Genomic DNA, 17,539 nt, shown 5'->3' on the forward strand with positions numbered 1-17,539 from the left:
CGCTGCTGAGCCGAATGGTTCGCTCGCTCACTTCTCGGCCACCCCGGCCGAGTCGAAGGTGGCCACCTCGTGCAGCACCCGGACCGCGCCGGTGACGACCGGCAGGGCGAGCAGCGCGCCGGTCCCCTCACCGAGGCACAACCCGAGGTCGATCAGCGGATCGAGGCCGAGGTGGCGGAGGGCGGCGGTGGCCCCGGGTTCGGCGGAGCGGTGCCCGGCGACCATCGCGCCGACCGCGTCCGGCGCGAACGCGGCGGCGGCCAGCGCGCCGCTGACCGCGATCACCCCGTCCAGCAGCACCGGAACCCGGCGGGCGGCGGCACCCAGCACCAGCCCGGCCAGCGCCGCGTGCTCCAGCCCGCCGACCGCGGCCAGCACGCCGAGCGGATCGGCCGGGTCGGGCGCGTGCCGATCGAGCGCGGCCCGCACGACGCCGACCTTCCGGGCGTACGTCTCGTCGTCCACCCCGGTGCCCCGCCCGGTCGCCTCGGCCGGGTCGACCCCGGTGAACGCGGCGACCAGCGCGGCGGCCGGAGTGGTGTTGCCGATGCCCATGTCCCCGGTCAGCAGGATGCCCGCCCCACCGTCGACCAGCGTGGCGGCGACCCGGATGCCGGTCTCCACCGCCGCCCGGGCCTCGTCCCGGGTGAGCGCGGCGGTGACCGTCATGTCGCGCGTGCCGGCCCGCACGTTCGCCGCGACCAGGCGGGGGCCGGCCGCGTTGACGAACGCCGCCGGGTCGACCGGGAGTTCGACGACGGCCGCCGGGTCGACCGAGAGCGGGGTGGCCACCCCGACGTCGACCACGGTGACCGAGGCGCCGGCCTGCCGGGCGAACGCGTTGACCACCGCACCGCCAGCCAGGAAGTTGCCGATCATCTGGGCGGTGACCTCCTGCGGCCAGGGGCTGACGCCCTGGGCGTGCACGCCGTGGTCACCGGCGAAGACGGCCACCACGGCCGACTCGGGCAGCGGCGGGGGGCAGGCCCCGGCCAGCCCGGCGAGCCGTACGGAGAGGGGCTCCAGGGCGCCGAGGGAGCCGGCGGGCTTGGTCAACCGGCCCTGGAGGTCGCGGGCCGCCGCCATCGCGGGCTCGTCCAGCGGCCGGATCGCCGCCACGGTGGACTCCAACTTCATCCCTCTTCCTCCAGGATCTCCGCCAGCACGCCGACGAACGCGTCGGTCGTCGCCGGATCGCGCACCGCGATCCGCAGCCAGTCCGGGCCGAGCCCAGGGAAGGTGTCGCCCCGACGTACCGCCCAACCGCGCTCGCGCAGCCGTTCCCGCACGGCGGCGGCACCGGGCCGGTGAACCAGCACGAACGCGCTCGCCGGGCGGCCGACGACGCGTACGCCGGGCAGGCCGGACAGGCGGGCCACCAGGTGGTCGCGGTCGGCGGCGAGCTCGGCGGCGATGGCGCGCTCGGCGGCGACGGCGACCGGCGACGCGCAGGCGGTCGCGGCGGCGAGCGCCGGGGTGGAGACCGCCCACAGCGGCTGGGCGGCGGCGAGCCGGGCGAGCAGCGGGGCCGCACCGAGCAGGTAGCCGATGCGCAGCCCGGCCAGCCCCCAGGTCTTGGTGAGGCTGCGGACCACCACGAGGCCGGGCAGGTCGCGGCGGGCCGCCAGGGACTCGGGCTCGCCGTCGACGCCGGGAGCGCCGGTGGTGTCGGCGAATGCCTCGTCGACCACGAGCACGCGACCGGGGCGGGCCAGCGCGGCGAGCGCGCCGGCCGGGTGCAGCACGGAGGTGGGGTTGGTCGGGTTGCCGACCAGCACCAGGTCGGCGTCGGCGGGCACCCGGGCCGGGTCGAGCCGGAAGTCGTCGGCCGGGTCGAGCAGCACTCGGTCGACGGCGTGCCCGGCGGCCCGCAGGGCGGCCTCGGGCTCGGTGAACTGCGGGTGCACCACGACCGGACGCCGGGCGTCGCGCAGCGCCCGGGCGATCAGGACGAAGCCCTCGGCCGCGCCGGCGGTGAGGAGTACCTCTTCCGGGGGACGCCCGTGCCGGGCGGCGACGGCGGCCCGGGCCGGGCCGGGATCCGGGTACGCGGCCAGCTCGCCCAGGGCCGCCGTCAGCGGCGCGGCCAGCCAGGCGGGCATCGGGGCGCGGCGGACGTTGACCGCCAGGTCGACCAGCCCGGGGGTCGCCTCGGCGTCCCCGTGGTGCGCGAGGTCGGGCTCCCGTTGTGGGTTGCGCGACGTCGGCTGTTCGGCCGCCGCCGGCACCCCGGTCGCGGCCGGCGTTCCGGTCGACAGTGCACGCATGTCCGCGATCCTGCCGGGAAGCCGCCGCCGGGGACAGCGGATCCCGGCGTGGGTCGCGTCACCAGGCGAGGCTCTGATCGCCCGTTTACGAGTTTTTCTCATTTCCGAATCGGAAATGTCATAGCTTGGCCTCGTGAGCAATCGACCCCTTGCTTCCACTGGTCGTGCCGTTCCCCTCCTCCGCGCCGGGCTGATCGCCGGCATCGTGGTCGCCGCTGCGGCGTACCCACTCGCCGCCCTCACCGGCCTCGGGGCCAAGGTCACCGCGCACGAAGTGGAGCAGAAGACGAACATCCTGAAGACCGCGCTACCCGCCGAGACCTCGTACCTCTACGCGCCGGACGGCAAGACCGTGCTGACGATGTTCTACGAGGAGTACCGGCAGTACACCAAGATCGAGGACATGTCGCCGAACATCCAACAGGCGATCGTCGCCGCCGAGGACAACCGCTTCTACCAGCACCACGGCGTCGACCCGAAGGGCGTGGCCCGCGCCTTCGTGGCCAACTCCCGCTCCGGCGGCGTGTCCCAGGGCGCGTCCACGCTGACCATGCAGTACGTCCGGATGGCCCTACGGGACAGCGCGCAGACACCGAAGGAGGTCCAGGAAGCCACCCAGCAGACCAGCCTGCGCAAGGTCAAGGAGATGCGCATGTCGCTGGACATCGAGAAACAGCTCAGCAAGGAACAGATCCTGGAGCGCTACCTGAACTCGGCCTACTTCGGCCACCGGGCGTACGGGATCTACGCGGCCGCGCAGATCTTCTTCTCCAAGACCCCGGCCACCCTCACCCCGGTCGAGGCGGCCACCCTGGCCGGCCTGGTCAAGTCCCCGTCGGAGTACGACCCGATCACCTCCGACCAGAAGGACGCCACCGCCCGGCGCAACTACGTGCTCGACAACATGTCCCGCCTCGGCTACATGTCGCCGGACGCCGTCGCCGGGGCCAAGGCCGAGCCGATCCAGCTGAAGTTGACCAGCCCGCCGAACGACTGCGCCTCGATGCTGGAGAAGTACAAAGCGACCTGGGGCTTCTACTGCGACTACCTGAAGAACTGGTGGAGCTCCCAGCCCGCGTTCGGGGAGAACCGGCTGGAACGGATGGACAAGCTGCGCCGCGGCGGCTATCGGATCGTGCTCGCCCTCGACCCGAAGATCCAGGAGGCGGCGGAGAAGAACGTGGGCGCCAAGGAGGGCACCGGCAGCCCGTTCGCCAACGGGATCGTGGTCGCCGAGCCGGGCACCGGACGGATCAAGGCGATGGCGGTGAACCGGAACTACTCACTGGACGTGGCCGAGAACCCGAACAGTTCCAACCCGGAGGCCGACCCGAACGTGAAGGCGAACTATCCGAACACGGTCGCGCCGTTGCTCGGCGGGGGCACACTCCCCGGCTACCAGGCCGGATCGACGTTCAAGATGTTCACGATGCTCGCCGCGCTCAACTCCGGGACGAAGCTCTCCGACACCATCAACTCGCCGTTCAAGTACCAGTCGGCCATCTACGACGGGTGGGCGCCGGTCAACGCCAGCGGCGCCATGACCGGTGTGCAGACCATGTGGTCCGGCTTCGGCAAGTCGGTGAACACCTTCTTCGTGCAGTTGGAGGAGAAGATCGGCGCGGAGAAGGGGGTGCGCCTGGCCGAGCAGCTCGGGCTGCGCTGGCGTACCGACGTCGACCGCGAGCACGCCGCGCCGGACCAGGCGAACAAGTGGGGCGCGTTCACCCTGGGCGTCTCCGACGCCACCCCGCTGGAAGTGGCGAACGCGTACGCCGCCGTGGCCGCGGACGGCCGGTACTGCGAGGCCATCCCGGTGAACTCGATCCTGAACCGGGACGGCACGCCGGCCATGTACACCACGGCCGGCGGGGTGCAGCGGGAGGTCGCCAAGCCGCGCTGCCGGCAGGTGGTCAGCGCGGACGCGGCCCGGGCCGCCACCGACGCCGCCCGCTGCCCGACCGGCGACACCCCGGCCAAGGGCAGCTGTGGCGGCTGGTCCACCGCCGACAGCGTCCGGGGTACGGTCGGCCGCCCCGTCGCCGGCAAGACGGGTACCACCGACAGCACCCGATCCGCCTGGTTCGCCGGCTACACGCCGGAGCTGGCCGCGGCGAGCTTCATCGCCGACCCGGACAACCCGTTCAACGCGGTGGGTGACGGGCTGTCCCAGGTGCCCGTCGACGCGGTGGCGATGACCCTGCGCGACGCGCTGAAAAACCAGCCGGTCCGCCAGTTCACCCCGCCGTCCGACCAGATCGTCGGCTGAACCGGCGGCCGGCCCCCGGGGGTTGCGCCCGGGCCAGTGGATCAAGAGGTTCGCGGCACCCGCCGCGAACCTCTTGATCGCATCTCGTCGGTGCCCCGGGCCGCCGATCGGCGATTCCGCCCGGCCCAGGTCAGTGCCCTCGCACGTACGGGTAGCCTTGGCAAACGTGTATCGGTTCCTGCTGACCCCGCGCTGGCTGGGCTATCTCGCGCTGACCTTGGTCGCCGCCGCGGTGATGGTGTTCCTCGGCAACTGGCAGCTGGACCGCTACCGCGGCCGTACGGCGGTCAATGAGCGGATCGACGCCGGCGCCACCATGACCCCCGCACCGCTGCGCGACGCCCTGCCGGCCCCGACCGGCGGCCCCGGCAGCACCGGCCCGGCCCCGGCCGAGCGGGTCACCTGGAGCATGGCCACCGCCACCGGCCGGTACGACACCGCCAACCTCGTGCTGGTCCGTGGCCGGACGCTCGACACCGAGGTGGGCTACGAGGTGCTCACCCCGCTGGTCCTCGCCGACGGCACCGCCGTGCTGGTCGACCGGGGCTGGATCCCGCCCGTACCGGGCGGTGCCGCCACCGTCCAGCCGCCGGTGCCCGCCGCGCCGACCGGCGACGTGACGGTCACCGGCCGGGTGGTGTTCAGCGAGAGCGGCGGCGGCACGGTCGAGCGCCGCAACGGCAAGCTGGAGAGCCGGCGGATCAACATCCCCCGCATCGCCAGCGAGCTGCCGTACCCGGTGGCCGGCGGCTATCTGCTGCTCGACCAGCAGACACCCGCCGCCGACCCGGCGTTCCAGGCGGTCGCGATCGGGCACACCAACAACTGGCAAAACTTCGGTTACGTGGTCCAGTGGTGGCTCTTCGCCGGCATGAGCCTCGTCGGCTACGCCTGGGTGGCGCGCCGGGAGGCGCGGCAGGCGGCCGGCCTGGACAAGCCACGCACGCCCGTCGACCGGGCCGCCGAGCCGGCCCCCAGCGCCTCGGCCTGACCGGCCCCCGGGCCAGCCGCGGGCGGGTGCAGCGGGCACCCGGGGCACCGTGATCGCGGGTAGGGTCCCGGCCATGGTCAGCAACCGTGAGGGGTCCCGGTGACCTCTGATCCCACGCCGCCTCCGCCGCCCGCGGAGCCGCCGGCCCAGCCGCACCCGGCGTACGACCCGTGGACCGGCCTGCCGCCCGCCGACGCGCCGCCCACCGAGCGGTTTTCGGTGCCACCGGCACCACAGTCCGACGTGCCGGTGACCGCCCAGTTCTCCGTGCCACCGGCACCACAGCCCGGCATGCCGGTGACCTGGCCCGGGCCGTACCCGCCGGCGGGCCCGCTGCCGCCCGCGCAGTCCGTGGTGGCCGTGCAGATCGGCGAGATCATGGTGGCGCCGCCGGTGATCCGTACGCCGGCCGGCATGCTGCCGCTCGCCGGCGCCTCCTGGCACGTGGTCGACTACTGGCAGAAGGAGGAGAAGGTGGCGACCTGGGCGCTGGTCTGCGCCATTCTCGGCTTCTTCTGCCTGACCGTGTTCAGTCTGCTCTTCCTGCTGATCAAGGAGACCCGGCATCACGGGACCGTGCAGATCACGGTGACCAACGGCGGCCACCAGTACGTGGCCCGGATCCCGGTGGCCGACCAGTTCCAGGTCCAGCAGATCAACAATCAGGTCAACTACGCCCGGTCGCTGTCGGTCGGCTGACCGCCCGGGGCGCCGGAGGCGGTCCCCGTGTCCGCCTCCAGCGCCCCGGAATCAGCCAGCGCCCCGGACTCAACCGGCGGCACGGACTCAGCCCGCGGCGCGGCCGGCGTGGATGGCGCGTACGGCGTCGATGGTGTCGGCCTCGGCGGCGGTCTTGTCGTCCCGGTAGCGCACCACCCGGGCGAAGCGCAGCGCCATGCCGCCCGGGTAGCGGCTGCTCGTCTGCACCCCGTCGAACGCGATCTCGACCACCTGCTCAGGGCGGACCCGGACCACCCAGTCGCCCCTTTCCACGGCCAGGTCGAGAAACCGCTCGGTCTGCCAGCGCAGCACCTCGTCGCTGAGCCCCTTGAACGTCTTGCCCAGCATGACGAACTCTCCCGTACCGGGATCGCGGGCACCGAGGTGCAGGTTGGAGAGCCAGCCCTGCCGCCGGCCGCTACCCCACTCGACGGCCAGCACGACCAGGTCCAGGGTGTGCCGAGGCTTGACCTTGACCCAGGCCGCGCCGCGCCGGCCGGCCTCGTAGGGGGCGGCCGGGTCCTTCACCACCACCCCCTCCTGGCCGGCTTCGATCGCCGCCGCGAAAGCGGCCCCGGCCTGCTCCGGGCCGTCCACCTCCATCCGGCCGACCAGCAGCGTCGGGTCGACCGCACCGGCCAGCGCGGCCCACCGCTCCCGGCCGGGCAGGTCGATCAGATCCGTGCCGTCGAGGTGCAGCAGGTCGAAGAAGTACGGCGTCAGCACGGTCCCGCCGGCGCGCTCGGCGGCGGCGAGCACCGCGGGCGCCACCGCCGTACCCCCGGTGGTGCTGGGGGTGGTGCGCCGGGCCGCCCGGCCGGCGGTCTCCTGGAAGGGCAGTGGGCGGCCGGTGGCGTCCAGCCCGATCGCTTCGCCGTCGAGCACCAGTTCCCGGGCCGGCAGGGCGCGGACGGCCGCCACCACCTCGGGCAGCCGGGTGGTGATGTCGTCGAGGCTGCGGCTGAAGACCGCGATGTCCTGGCCGGACCGGTGCACCTGGATCCGGATGCCGTCGAGCTTCACGTCGACCACCGCGGGGACGCCGGTGGCGGAGAGCGCCTCGTCGACCGTCGGGGCGCTCTGCGCCAGCATCGGAGCCAGCGGACGGCCCACCTGGAGGCCGAAGCCGGCCAGCGCCGCCGCACCGCCGGAGAGCGCCGCCACCGCCACCGCCCGCAGGTCGCCGGCGAGCAGCAGGGCCCGCCGGACCGCCGCCACCGGCACCTCGGCGGCCCGGGCCACGGCGTCGGTGAGCAGGCCGGCCTGGGCACCCTGGCGCAGTTCGCCGCGGAACAGGCCGACCAGCAGCCGCTGCTCCTCGACGGTGGCCGCGGCGAAGAGCCGGTGCAGCAGGTCGCGGCGGCGGGCCTGCGAGCCGACGCCGCCGACGGCGGCAATCTCGGTGACGGCCGCGTCGACGCCGGCCACGGTCAGCGTCGGCTCGACGGCCGGCGGCGGCAGGTCGCGCAGGCTGTTCCAGCCCACGCCGGTCTGCCGCTGACGCAGCTCACCGGCGAGGTAACCGGCCCCCGCCGGAACCTCGGCCGGGTCGAGCGACCGCAGCGCGGCGGCGAGCAACTCCACCTTGGCCCGCCGGCCGCTGGTGGCCCCCACCGCCGCGGAGGTAACCGCCAGCTCGAAGAACCGCACACTCCCCTCCCACCACCCACCCACCCCGCCCCACCCCGGCCCAACAGCGTTGATCAAGGAGTTTGCGTCGGAGTCGATCTCCATCGAGACGCGAACTCCTTGATCAACCGCGTTCTGCGGGAGCGGGCGGGGCGGGGGCTAGGCCGAGACCGGCTCCTCGATCCGCAGGCCGCGCGCGCGGACCTCGTCGGCAACCCGGCTGAGCAGCGCGTCGAGCGTGACCAGCGTGGCCGAGAGCTCGCCGAGCTGATCCTTGAGCGTGTCCTCGGACCACGCGGAGACGTGAACATCTCCCAGGGCACTGACGGCGGCCTGCAGCCGCGCCATCTCGTTGTTCGTACGCATGTTCGAGAGGCTATAACAGCCCGGCGCCCGACACACCGCAAACTCCGACATTGGTGCCGAAGTTACGGTGTCGCCACCTCACTCCGGCTTCGCGCCCGCCTCGGCGACCTTGGCCAGCAGCAGCGCCTCGGCCAGGCAGACCCGGGCGAACTCGCCCAGGTGCAGGCTCTCGTTCGGCCCGTGCGCCCGGGCGTGCGGGTCCTCCACCCCGGTCACCAGGATCGCCGCCCCCGGGAACATCTCCTGGAAGGTGGCGATGAACGGGATCGAGCCGCCCACGCCGATGTCGACCGGGTCGGTGCCGTCCCAGGCGCCCCGGAAGGCCGCCCGCGCCGCCGCGAACATCGGCCCGGTGGCGTCGATGACGCAGGGGAAGCCGTCGTGCTCGAAAGTCACCGTCACCTGCGCGCCCCACGGAGCGTGCTTCTCCAGGTGGGTGGTGAGCGCGGCGTACGCCTTCTTCGGGTCGTCGCCCGGCGCCAGCCGTACGCTCAGCTTCGCCTTCGCCGAGGGGACGAGCGCGTTCGGCGCCTCGGCGGTGGCCGGGGCGTCGATGCCGAGCACCGCGAGGGCCGGCTTGGTCCAGAGCCGGTCGGTGATCCGGCCGGTGCCGAAGAGCTCGCCACCCTCGACCAGCCCCGCCTCGGCGCGGAACCGGTCCTCGGGGTAGTCGACGGTCGCGCCCTCCCGGCCGATCAGCCCCTCGACCGTCACGTCACCGGCGTCGTCGTGCAGCGTGGCGAGCAGCCTGACCAGCGCGGTGAGGGCGTCCGGCACGGCGCCGCCGAACATGCCGCTGTGCACGGCGTGGTCGAGGGTGCGCACCTCCACGAAGCAGTTGACAACGCCGCGCAGCGAGGTGGTCAGCGCGGGCACACCGACGTCCCAGTTGGTCGAGTCGGCGATCACGATGACGTCCGAGGCCAACTCCTCGCGGTGCTCGGCGAGCAGCCGCTCCAGCGAGTCCGACCCGAACTCCTCCTCGCCCTCGATGAAGAGGACCACACCGACCGGAAGCCGGTCGCCGAACGCGCGCAGCGCGGCGATGTGCGCCATGATGCCGGCCTTGTCGTCGGCGGCACCCCGGCCGTAGAGGCGGCCGTCCCGCTCCACCGGCTCGAACGGGTCGGACTCCCACAGCGTCAGGTCGCCGACCGGTTGCACGTCGTGGTGGGCGTACAGCAGGACGGTGGGCGCGCCGGGCGGGGCTGGCTTCGTTCCGATCACCGCCGGCTGCCCGCCGGAGCGCACGATCTTCGTGTCGAGGCCGCAGCCGCGCAGCAGCTCCGCCACCGCCTCGGCGGAGCGCTCCACGTGCGAGTGGTCGAAGCCGTCGAAGGCAATGCCCGGGATGCGGACGAGGCTTTCCAGGTCGGCGCGGACTCCGGGCAGCTCACGCTCGACGGCGGCCCGCACCTCGGACTCGGACATGATCGGTGTGGTCATGACCGGAATCGTATGCCGGCCTTACCGGGCCCCACCTTCCGAGTCCGTGCCCAGCTCAGGGACGGCGCACGTAGTAGTGGTCGGGGGCGTGCGGCAGGGTGGGGGCGGCGTCGACCACGAGATCCGCCACGGCCTCGGTGTCGTCGGCCGCGAAGTGCGCCCGCTCGCCGGCGTGCCAGCGGCGCAGCTCGGGCAGGATCTCCGCGCCGTCGCGGGCGAGTGCCCGGGCCAGCCGCAGCTCCGCCGGCGCGGTGACGAAGACCGACAGGGTCAGCTCCGGCCGGATCGCGGCGCGCGCGGCGCTCATCCCCTCGATGATCAGCACCGGCCCGGCCGGCACCGGCACCTCCCGGTCCAGGAAGCAGCGCCGCACCCAGCTGTACCGGCGGTACGCGCCGGGACGGCCCGCGCGTACCGGCCCGAGCACCTGCCGCTCCAGCCGGGGCCAGAAGGTGAGCTGGTCGTCCCAGCCGTCCAGCAGGTCGTCGGTCCGGACCACCGGTGGCCGCTCGCCGCCGGGCAACCCGGCGAAGGCGTCCGCGAGGCGCGTCGCGAAGAGGCTCTTGCCCGCGCCGCTCGGCCCGTCCACCGCCACCAGCCGGGTACGCCCCAACCGCGCCGGACCGGCGAGCACCCGCCGGGCCAACCCGACGTACGCCTCAACCACCCCCACTGTCACCGCCCAGACGCTAGTGCCGGCGGGTGCGGGGTTGGTGGGTGGTCCCCCGTCCGCTTGATCCTGCGGCTGAGCAGGCCGTTCGGCGGGTGGGCCGGCGTCGACACCGGCATCATCGGGTGGTGCTCCATGACGTGATGTGTCCGGGCGTCGACGCCCTGCTGGAACAGGCCAGGGCCGGGCTCCGCCGGCTCACCCCGCACGAGACCGTCGAGGCGGTCCGTGGGGGCGCCCTGCTGGTCGACACGCGTCCCGAGGCACAGCGCCGCACACAGGGCGAACTGCCCGGCGCAATCGTCATCGAGCGGAACGTGCTGGAGTGGCGGCTGGACCCGGCCAGCGCCTGGCGCATTCCGGAGGCGCTCGGGTACGACCGGCAGATCGTGCTGGTGTGCGCCGAGGGCTACAGTTCCAGCCTGGCCGCGGCCGGCCTGCAGGCGCTCGGCCTGCGCCGAGCCACCGACATGATCGGGGGCGTGCAGGGCTGGCGGGAGTCGGGACTGCCGATGTCCGACCGCCCCGCCGACGTCCGCTACTAGGGTGCGCCTGGCGGGATGAACGGCAGGCCCGGCGGTGGGCCGGACTCGATCAGCCGCCACAGGGCTTCGGTGTCCAGGTGCTCCTCGACCAGGTCGCCCAGCAGGTCCAGGGTCCGCTCGCGGGCGGCGGCGAACGCGGTGTCCGGGGCGACCTTGAAGCCGGTCCGCCCGGACAGTCGGGCAACCTCGGTGAGGAACCGGCGGCGGAACTCGTCGGACTCGAAGGCCCCGTGCCAGTGGGTGCCGTGCACCGCACCGAGCAGCGCTCCCTCGCCGACGCCGTCGGCGTACCGCAGCAGCGGCGACAGGCCCGGGTCGGCGGCGGAGACGTACCCGTGGTGGATCTCGTAGCCCTGGACGGGGACGTCACCGGCGGCGGTGCCGGTGGCGCGGCGGACCGTCTTACGCGGGTCGAAGGTGATTTCGATGGGCAGCAGCCCCAGCCCGGGAACGCTGCCCCGGCCGCTCTCCACCGGGTCGTGGATGGCCCGGGCCAGCATCTGGAATCCGCCGCAGATGCCGAGCAGCGGCCGGCCGGCGGCGGCGTGCGCCGTGACGGCGTCGGCCAGGCCGGTCTCCCGCAGCCAGGCCAGGTCGGCCACGGTCGACTTGGAGCCGGGCAGCACCACCAGGTCGGCGGCGGCCAGTTCGGCCGGCTCGATCGTCAGCCGCACCCGGACCCCGGGCTCGGTGGCCAAGGCCTCGACGTCGGTGGCGTTGCTGATCCGGGGCAGCCGGACCACGGCCACGTCGAGCCAGTCGGTGCCCCGGGGCGCCGCCGGCCGGCCGAGCACCCGGCCGTACGCGAGCGAATCCTCGGCGTCCAGCCACAGATCCAGCTCCCAGGGCAGCACCCCGTACGTGGGCCGGCCGGTCACCCGGTGCAGCATGTCCAGCCCCGGTTGGAGCAGCCCCACGTCGCCCCGGAACTTGTTGATCACGAAGCCGGCGACGAGGGCCTGATCGGCCGGGTCGAGCAGGGCGACGGTGCCGAACATCGAGGCGAAGACGCCACCCCGGTCGATGTCACCGACCACGATGGTGGGCAGCCCGGCATGCCGGGCCAGCCCCATGTTCACGTAGTCGCCGGCCCGCAGGTTGATCTCGGCCGGGCTGCCGGCGCCCTCGCAGATCACCACGTCGTACGCCGCCCGCAGCTCGGCCAACGCCCCGTACGCGGTCTCGGCGAGCCGGGGACGCAGTTGGCGGTAGTTGCCCGCGGTGACCGTGTCGACGGCCTCGCCGAGCAGCACCACCTGGCTGGCGTGATCGCTGCCCGGCTTGAGCAGCACCGGGTTGAAGCGCAGGTCGGGGGCGATCCCGCAGGCGGCGGCCTGCATCGCCTGGGCCCGACCGATCTCGCCGCCGCGCCCATCCGGGCCGACCACCACGGCCGAGTTGTTGGACATGTTCTGCGCCTTGAACGGCGCCACCCGGACGCCCCGGCGGCTCAGCCAGCGACAGATGCCGGCGGTGAGCACGCTCTTGCCGGCGTCGGAGGTGGTGCCGGCCACCAGCAGCCCGCCGCTCACCGCTCACTCCCCCGTCGCGCCAGGCCGTTGCCCACGCCCCGCAGCACGGATCGGGCGGCGGCGTTGACCAGGCGACCGGCGGTCAGCGGGTAGGCCACGGCGAGACCGAGCGCGGCCAGGCCGACCGCGCCGGAGATCCGGGCCGCCCGCCGCAGGTGCCGTGCCTCGGGCCGGGGCCCGTCGCCGAGGAAGGGCCGGGTCTCGGTACGCCCGAAGTAGACGTTGCGCCCGCCCAGCCGTACGCCGAGCGCGCCGGCCATCGCCGCCTCGCACTGGCCGGCGTTCGGGCTCGGGTGGTCGTTGCGGTCCCGGCGCCAGATCCGCCAGGCGCTGCTCCGGTCGCCAGGCGCGGCCGGCGCGACCGCGATGGTGAGCAGCCCGGTCAGCCGGGCCGGTGCCAGGTTGAGCAGGTCGTCCAGGCGGGCAGCCGGGGTGCCGAAGCGGGCGTAGCGGGGCGAACGGTGCCCGACCATCGCGTCGAGCGTGTTCGCCGCCCGGTAGCCGAGCAGGCCGGGCAGCCCGGCGACCGCACCCCAGACCAGCGGTGCGACGACCGCGTCGGAGGTGTTCTCGGCGACCGACTCGACGGTGGCGCGGGCCAGTTCCGGCTCGTCCAGCGTCGAAGGGTCCCGGCCACACAAATGGTTGAGCCGGCGACGGGCGGCGGGCAGGTCACCGTCGCGCAGCGCCCGGGCCATCACCGTCGACTCGTGCCGCAGGGTGCGACCGCCCAGCACGGTCCAGGTGCCGGCGGCCACCACCGCCGCGCGGGCCAGCGGCCGACGCCGGGTGGCGAGCGTAGCGGCGAGGCCGAGCAGCACCGGCGCACCGACGGCGAGCGCGGTGAACGCCGCTCCGGCCGACCGATCCGGCCGGTAGATCCGTCGCTCCAGCGCCCCGGCCGCCCGACCGAAGCCGGCCACCGGGTGCCACCGGCGAGGATCGCCCAGGAGCGAATCCAGGGCGTAACCCGTCACCAGTCCCGCAGCGTTCGCCATGGCGGTCGCCTGCCGCACCCTCACCACCTCCGGCCGGCCAGCCTAGTCGTACGGGCGGGGCGGCCACGTCGGCGTCGCCACCCCGCTCCCCTGAGCACGAACCGGTGCCTCAGGCCGGCACCGGCGTCCGCCGCCGACCCCGGCGACCCGGACCGGCCAGGGGGACACCGCCGCCGCCGTCGGTGGCCGCCTCGCCGGGCTCGTCGTCGGGCTCGTCGTCGCCCTCGTCGTCATCGTCGTCGCCGGCCGGCTCGTCGAACGGGTCCACCAGCCCGTCGAAGTCACCGGCCGGCCCGTCCGGATCACCCGACGGCCCGTCCGGGGCGCCCGGCAGCCCGTGCCCGGCGCGCGCGCCGGTGAACTCCGGCGGCTCGAACTCGTCGTCGAACGGCCGGTCGTCGAGGGAGGCCGGCGCCTGCGCGGTCGGCACCGGCTCGGTCGCCTCGCCGTGCACCCGGCGCTCCGCCTCGGCGTCCTCGACAGTGCTGGTGGCCATGCCGGGCCGATTGCGGAGGAACCGGCCCCGGCCCCGGGACAGGTCGTGGCCGACCGCGACCGCCTCCAGCTCGTAAAGGGTGCGGTGGTTGCCGGCGTCGTCGGTCCAGTCGCGGGTGTAGAGCCGGCCGGCGACGACCACCGGGTCGCCGACCATCACCGAGGCGGCCACCCCCTCGGCCAGCTTGCGCCAGCAGTTCACCCGTACGCGAAGGCTGTTGCCGTCGACCCAGCGGCCGCTGTCCCGGTCGAGGCGGCGAGCGGTGGAGGCGACCTTGAAGTTGGCCACCAGGGTGTTGCTCTGCGTGGTGCGCCGCCACTCCGGCGCGGTCAGCACGTTGCCGACGACGGTGACGTACGTATCGAACATCGCCCCTCCCAGGGACACTCGGCTTGTCGGGCCGAGCCTCGACCGACGGCGGGCCGGTCACCACCCGCACGGCCCGCGCCTGTGGACGACGGACCGGGCTGTGGACAACCGCCTGATCAAGGGTCCCGTCTGCTAAGGGCTGTGCCCGGGAGCAGGGCCTACCGCCGGGTAGCGTCGCGGCGTACCGTCGCGTTCGTGGAACCCGATGTGCTGGGACCGCCGTACGAGCGGCAGACGATCGACCTCGGCGTCGACGACGAGGGGCCGGTGGTCGCGACCCTGGTGCGCCGGCGGGCCGATGACCCCACCCGCCGGGCCGTGCTCTACGTGCACGGCTTCGTCGACTACTTCTTCCAGACCCACGTCGCCGACTTCTTCGCCGCGCGGGGCTGGGACTTCTACGCCCTCGACCTGCGCAAATACGGCCGCAGCCTGCTGCCGCACCAGACCCCGAACTTCTGCCACGACCTGCGCGACTACTTTCCGGAGCTGGACGCCGCCGCCGAGATCATCCGCGCCGACGACGGGCACGACACCGTGCTTGCGATGGGCCACTCCACCGGCGGCCTGCTCATCTCACTCTGGGCGCACGCCCGCCGCGACGCCGGCCTGGTCGACGGGCTCTTCCTCAACAGCCCGTTCTTCGACATCAACGCCCCGTGGCTGGTCCGTCGACCCCTCACGGCCGCCGTCGCCCGGCTGGGCCGCCGGGCGCCGCACCGCGTCCTCCCGCTCGGGCTGCACTCGGTGTACGGCGAGAGCCTGCACGCCGACCACCGCGGCGAATGGCGGTACGACCTGGCCTGGAAGCCGCTCGCCGGCTTCCCGGTGCGAGCCGGCTGGCTCAACGCGATCCGCACCGGCCAGCGGCAGCTCCGGGCCGGCCTGGACATCCCGGTGCCGGTGCTGCTCGCCTGCTCCACCCGCAGCTACCGGGGCACGAGGTGGCACGACTCCGCCGCCCTCGCCGACGCGGTGCTGGACGTGGAGCACATGGTGCGCTGGGCGCCCCGGCTCGGCCGGCACGTCACCCTGGCCCGCTTCGACGGCGGGCTGCACGACCTGACGCTCTCCCGCCCCGCCGTACGGGAAAAGGTCCTTGCCGAGGCCGGGCGGTGGGCGGAGGCGTTCGTCGGCGCCAGGCCGACCGGCCCTGCGCCGACCAGCCCGCCGGCGGCTCGCCGGCCGGTGGCTCGCCGGCCGGTGGAGGAACCAGCCGACGTCGCCGCCGAGGGCTGAGCCGTTCCAGGGGCCGTCAGGGCGCGACAGCCGCCGCGAGCGCCGACCTGATCCGGTCGAACGTCGCGATTCGGTGACCACCACGCTCGGCGGGCAGCACCAGGCCGAGGCAGTGCAGCGCCACCTCCCCCTCGGGGCGCGTCTCGGCGCCGAACACCGGCGCGCCGACGTACCCTCCAGGCAGTTCGGTGGTGACGCGCAGGTCGTCGCCGTCCCGCACCACCCGTTCGATCGTCGCTTCGAGGGGCCGCGACCCGCCGTCGGCGACGCCGAGCGCCAGCACGAACGCCGCGCTCGGGTCCGCGCCGACCCGGCCGATCGCGTCGGCCCGCGCGGCCACCGCGTCGGTCACCTGCTGGGTACGCCACCGCCAGCCCCGGTCCTCGGCGTACCCGTGCAGCCCGCCGGTGGGCATGGCGGCCACGCCGACCTCCGGAAGGTGCAGCCATCGGTTGGCGAAGTCGGGCAGCACGATGTGCTCCGACGCCGCGTCCGCCGGCTCGGTGATACTCGGCCGCAGCCCGATCTCCCCGTAGGCGGCGTCAGCAATCGCGTCGGCGGTCAGCAGCCACTCGTGCACCACGTCCCCGTCGTCCGTGGCGCCGACCAGCTCGGTGTAGAAGAAGGCGGTGCCGAACCCGTCGGCGCCCGCCCCAGGGCGGTCGGAACGGCTCAGCGGCAAAATGGCACGCCCGAGCAGCTGACACAGCTCGTAGGCGATCTCGTTCTCGGTTTCCTGATCGAGCAGCATCCCGCAGAGGGTACAAACCGGGCCGAGCGGCCGGCAGGCGGGGCGTAACCGGGCTGCCGACCAGGGGCATCTCGTGCGAACCTGGGCATCGACATGGCCGCGACCACCCGTTCCCCCGACGCGCCCGGGGGCGGCGGTACCCTCTTGGCGCAACACTCCACGCGCGCCCGTAGCTCAGCGGATAGAGCAGGGGACTTCTAATCCCAAGGCCGCAGGTTCGAATCCTGCCGGGCGCACCATCGTCACCCCAGGTCAACGGCTCGTCATTCCCGGTCCAGTAGATCACCACGCCCCCCGTACAGCCATTCGTACAGCCAAGTCAGCCGAAGAGGTGCCTCGCGGCCTCATCCACGGCGGCCCGCTGAATCTCTGGCAGGACGTGGGCGTAGGTGTTCATGGTCAGTCCGATCTGGCTGTGACCGAGCACCTTCATCACCGTCCGGGGCGACGCCCCGGCCAGCTGGCGACCTCCGGCCGACATCGGCCGGGCCGGCCGGCCACGCTGACGGACGACAAGACCTCGAAGACCTCGGGGCTCCGCCCCGAACCCCGGCCCTCCTCAGAGATCAGCGGGGCGGATCACCTCGCCGGGCACCACAAGGGCTACGAGCCTTCCCAACTGGAGCTGTTCCCATGCCACCATCGATCGGCAGCCGACGCGCTAAGCAGCGAGGCGCTTGACCATGATGTGCTCCCGACGGATGCCGTCGGGCATGAGATCGCCAAGCTCGCCCGTGTCCTGGAAGTCGTTCCGCTGGTAGAGCGCCCAGGCGTTCTTGTTGCCCTCCACTACGGCCAGCCGTAGCCTCCCTGCGCCCACCTGCCGAGCCCACTGCTCGACCGCATGCAGGAGGTGGTCGCCCACGCCTCGGCCACGTCCCACCGGTGCCACGTACATCGAAATCAGCTCGACGATGCCATCCTGATCAGTCGGCACTCCGCTGGCCATCCCGACGGGCTGCCCGTCGAGCATCGCCACCACGTTGTACGAGCCGGGGATGGCCAGCCGACCGCGCCAGCGTTCCTCGCGGTCGCCGTCGCCCTGCCAGTCCGCCAGCTGGGAACCGAAGGCGTACGGCGCCTCCGCCAGCGCGGCGAGCCGCAGTTCCCGCCAAACCTTCCAATCGCCCTCGGCGAGCAGATGCGTTTCGATCACTTTTGAAGGCTGCCGCAGGTCTCGGGATCAGGCAATGCGTTTTCGGCCGGGCCATCGACGGGCCAGTAATCACGAGGCCCAGTGGTCACGAGCGG

The 17,539-nt window shown here is 73.7% G+C and carries 15 protein-coding genes, 1 tRNA gene and 1 pseudogene; 6 read left to right on the plus strand and 11 right to left on the minus strand.

Annotated elements, in window-relative coordinates; all coding sequences use genetic code 11:
- Window positions 1–27 precede the first annotated feature (27 nt).
- Both cobT and cobC read right to left on the minus strand, forming a co-directional pair.
- On the minus strand, window positions 28–1,137 hold the full coding sequence (cobT, locus tag AB0C02_RS17120) for a nicotinate-nucleotide--dimethylbenzimidazole phosphoribosyltransferase (protein ID WP_357549108.1): 1,110 nt from the start codon (window positions 1,135–1,137) through the stop codon (window positions 28–30).
- Window positions 1,134–2,267: an Rv2231c family pyridoxal phosphate-dependent protein CobC gene (gene cobC / locus AB0C02_RS17125; RefSeq protein ID WP_357549109.1), complete on the minus strand. Its 1,134-nt coding sequence runs from the start codon at window positions 2,265–2,267 to the stop codon at window positions 1,134–1,136. Before cobC ends, cobT begins: the two co-directional genes overlap by 4 nt.
- 133 nt (window positions 2,268–2,400) lie before the next feature.
- Between cobC and AB0C02_RS17130 the strand changes: the two genes are divergently transcribed.
- From AB0C02_RS17130 to AB0C02_RS17140, 3 genes are all read left to right on the plus strand, one after another.
- Window positions 2,401–4,536: a transglycosylase domain-containing protein gene (locus tag AB0C02_RS17130; RefSeq protein WP_357549110.1), complete on the plus strand. Its 2,136-nt coding sequence runs from the start codon at window positions 2,401–2,403 to the stop codon at window positions 4,534–4,536.
- A gap of 166 nt (window positions 4,537–4,702) precedes the next feature.
- On the plus strand, window positions 4,703–5,527 hold the full coding sequence (locus tag AB0C02_RS17135) for an SURF1 family protein (RefSeq protein ID WP_357549111.1): 825 nt from the start codon (window positions 4,703–4,705) through the stop codon (window positions 5,525–5,527).
- Between the two features lie 99 nt (window positions 5,528–5,626).
- Entirely contained in the window at window positions 5,627–6,226 is a 600-nt protein-coding gene (locus AB0C02_RS17140) for a hypothetical protein (RefSeq protein ID WP_357549112.1), read from the plus strand.
- Window positions 6,227–6,313: 87 nt separating this feature from the next.
- Here the strand turns inward: AB0C02_RS17140 and AB0C02_RS17145 are convergent, their stop codons facing one another.
- The 4 genes and pseudogenes from AB0C02_RS17145 to AB0C02_RS17160 form a co-directional block, all read right to left on the minus strand.
- On the minus strand, window positions 6,314–7,897 hold the full coding sequence (locus AB0C02_RS17145; protein ID WP_357549207.1) for an ATP-dependent DNA ligase: 1,584 nt from the start codon (window positions 7,895–7,897) through the stop codon (window positions 6,314–6,316).
- A 138-nt stretch (window positions 7,898–8,035) separates the two neighbouring features.
- A complete protein-coding gene (locus AB0C02_RS17150) occupies window positions 8,036–8,242 on the minus strand; it encodes a hypothetical protein (RefSeq protein ID WP_357549113.1) in 207 nt (68 codons plus the stop codon).
- A 78-nt stretch (window positions 8,243–8,320) separates the two neighbouring features.
- A complete protein-coding gene (locus tag AB0C02_RS17155) occupies window positions 8,321–9,673 on the minus strand; it encodes a dipeptidase (RefSeq protein ID WP_357549208.1) in 1,353 nt (450 codons plus the stop codon).
- Window positions 9,636–10,567, minus strand: a pseudogene (locus AB0C02_RS17160) (hypothetical protein). The gene AB0C02_RS17155 and the pseudogene AB0C02_RS17160 overlap by 38 nt, the downstream one beginning before the upstream one ends.
- Here AB0C02_RS17160 and AB0C02_RS17165 point away from each other — a divergent pair.
- Window positions 10,502–10,903 carry a rhodanese-like domain-containing protein gene (locus AB0C02_RS17165; RefSeq protein WP_357549114.1) on the plus strand — a complete coding sequence of 134 codons (402 nt, stop codon included), beginning with the start codon at window positions 10,502–10,504 and terminating at the stop codon, window positions 10,901–10,903. The pseudogene AB0C02_RS17160 and the gene AB0C02_RS17165 sit on opposite strands and share 66 nt — an antisense overlap.
- Here AB0C02_RS17165 and AB0C02_RS17170 read toward each other — a convergent pair.
- The 3 genes from AB0C02_RS17170 to ssb all read right to left on the minus strand — a co-directional run bounded on the left by AB0C02_RS17170 (window position 10,900) and on the right by ssb (window position 14,298).
- Window positions 10,900–12,435, minus strand: coding sequence for a cobyric acid synthase (locus tag AB0C02_RS17170; RefSeq protein WP_357549115.1), 1,536 nt, complete (start codon window positions 12,433–12,435; stop codon window positions 10,900–10,902). The two genes, AB0C02_RS17165 and AB0C02_RS17170, sit on opposite strands and share 4 nt — an antisense overlap.
- The gene (locus tag AB0C02_RS17175; protein WP_357549116.1) at window positions 12,432–13,451 is read right to left on the minus strand and encodes a cobalamin biosynthesis protein; all 1,020 of its coding nucleotides are present in this window, start codon (window positions 13,449–13,451) and stop codon (window positions 12,432–12,434) included. Before AB0C02_RS17175 ends, AB0C02_RS17170 begins: the two co-directional genes overlap by 4 nt.
- A gap of 91 nt (window positions 13,452–13,542) precedes the next feature.
- Entirely contained in the window at window positions 13,543–14,298 is a 756-nt protein-coding gene (gene ssb / locus AB0C02_RS17180; RefSeq protein WP_357549117.1) for a single-stranded DNA-binding protein, read from the minus strand.
- A 195-nt stretch (window positions 14,299–14,493) separates the two neighbouring features.
- Between ssb and AB0C02_RS17185 the strand changes: the two genes are divergently transcribed.
- The gene (locus AB0C02_RS17185) at window positions 14,494–15,537 is read left to right on the plus strand and encodes an alpha/beta hydrolase (protein ID WP_357549118.1); all 1,044 of its coding nucleotides are present in this window, start codon (window positions 14,494–14,496) and stop codon (window positions 15,535–15,537) included.
- 16 nt (window positions 15,538–15,553) lie between these two features.
- On the opposite strand, the gene AB0C02_RS17190 is transcribed toward AB0C02_RS17185, so the two are convergent.
- The gene (locus tag AB0C02_RS17190; RefSeq protein WP_357549119.1) at window positions 15,554–16,288 is read right to left on the minus strand and encodes a hypothetical protein; all 735 of its coding nucleotides are present in this window, start codon (window positions 16,286–16,288) and stop codon (window positions 15,554–15,556) included.
- A 163-nt stretch (window positions 16,289–16,451) separates the two neighbouring features.
- Between AB0C02_RS17190 and AB0C02_RS17195 the strand changes: the two genes are divergently transcribed.
- A tRNA-Arg gene (locus tag AB0C02_RS17195) sits at window positions 16,452–16,527 on the plus strand.
- Between the two features lie 422 nt (window positions 16,528–16,949).
- Here AB0C02_RS17195 and AB0C02_RS17200 read toward each other — a convergent pair.
- On the minus strand, window positions 16,950–17,444 hold the full coding sequence (locus AB0C02_RS17200) for a GNAT family N-acetyltransferase (RefSeq protein ID WP_357549120.1): 495 nt from the start codon (window positions 17,442–17,444) through the stop codon (window positions 16,950–16,952).
- Between the last annotated feature and the right edge of the window lie 95 nt (window positions 17,445–17,539).

Origin of the sequence: Micromonospora sp. NPDC048999 (genome assembly GCF_040649295.1) — a bacterium.
GTDB lineage: Bacteria > Actinomycetota > Actinomycetes > Mycobacteriales > Micromonosporaceae > Micromonospora.

Bases quoted from the DNA above. Each gene is read 5' to 3' on its own strand.
- cobT (WP_357549108.1), bottom strand. From the start codon at position 1,137: ATGAAGTTGGAGTCCACCGTGGCGGCGATCCGGCCGCTGGACGAGCCC.
- cobC (WP_357549109.1), bottom strand. From the start codon at position 2,267: ATGCGTGCACTGTCGACCGGAACGCCGGCCGCGACCGGGGTGCCGGCG.
- AB0C02_RS17150 (WP_357549113.1), bottom strand. From the start codon at position 8,242: ATGCGTACGAACAACGAGATGGCGCGGCTGCAGGCCGCCGTCAGTGCC.
- AB0C02_RS17155 (WP_357549208.1), bottom strand. From the start codon at position 9,673: ATGTCCGAGTCCGAGGTGCGGGCCGCCGTCGAGCGTGAGCTGCCCGGA.
- AB0C02_RS17165 (WP_357549114.1), top strand. From the start codon at position 10,502: ATGTGTCCGGGCGTCGACGCCCTGCTGGAACAGGCCAGGGCCGGGCTC.
- ssb (WP_357549117.1), bottom strand. From the start codon at position 14,298: ATGTTCGATACGTACGTCACCGTCGTCGGCAACGTGCTGACCGCGCCG.
- AB0C02_RS17190 (WP_357549119.1), bottom strand. From the start codon at position 16,288: ATGCTGCTCGATCAGGAAACCGAGAACGAGATCGCCTACGAGCTGTGT.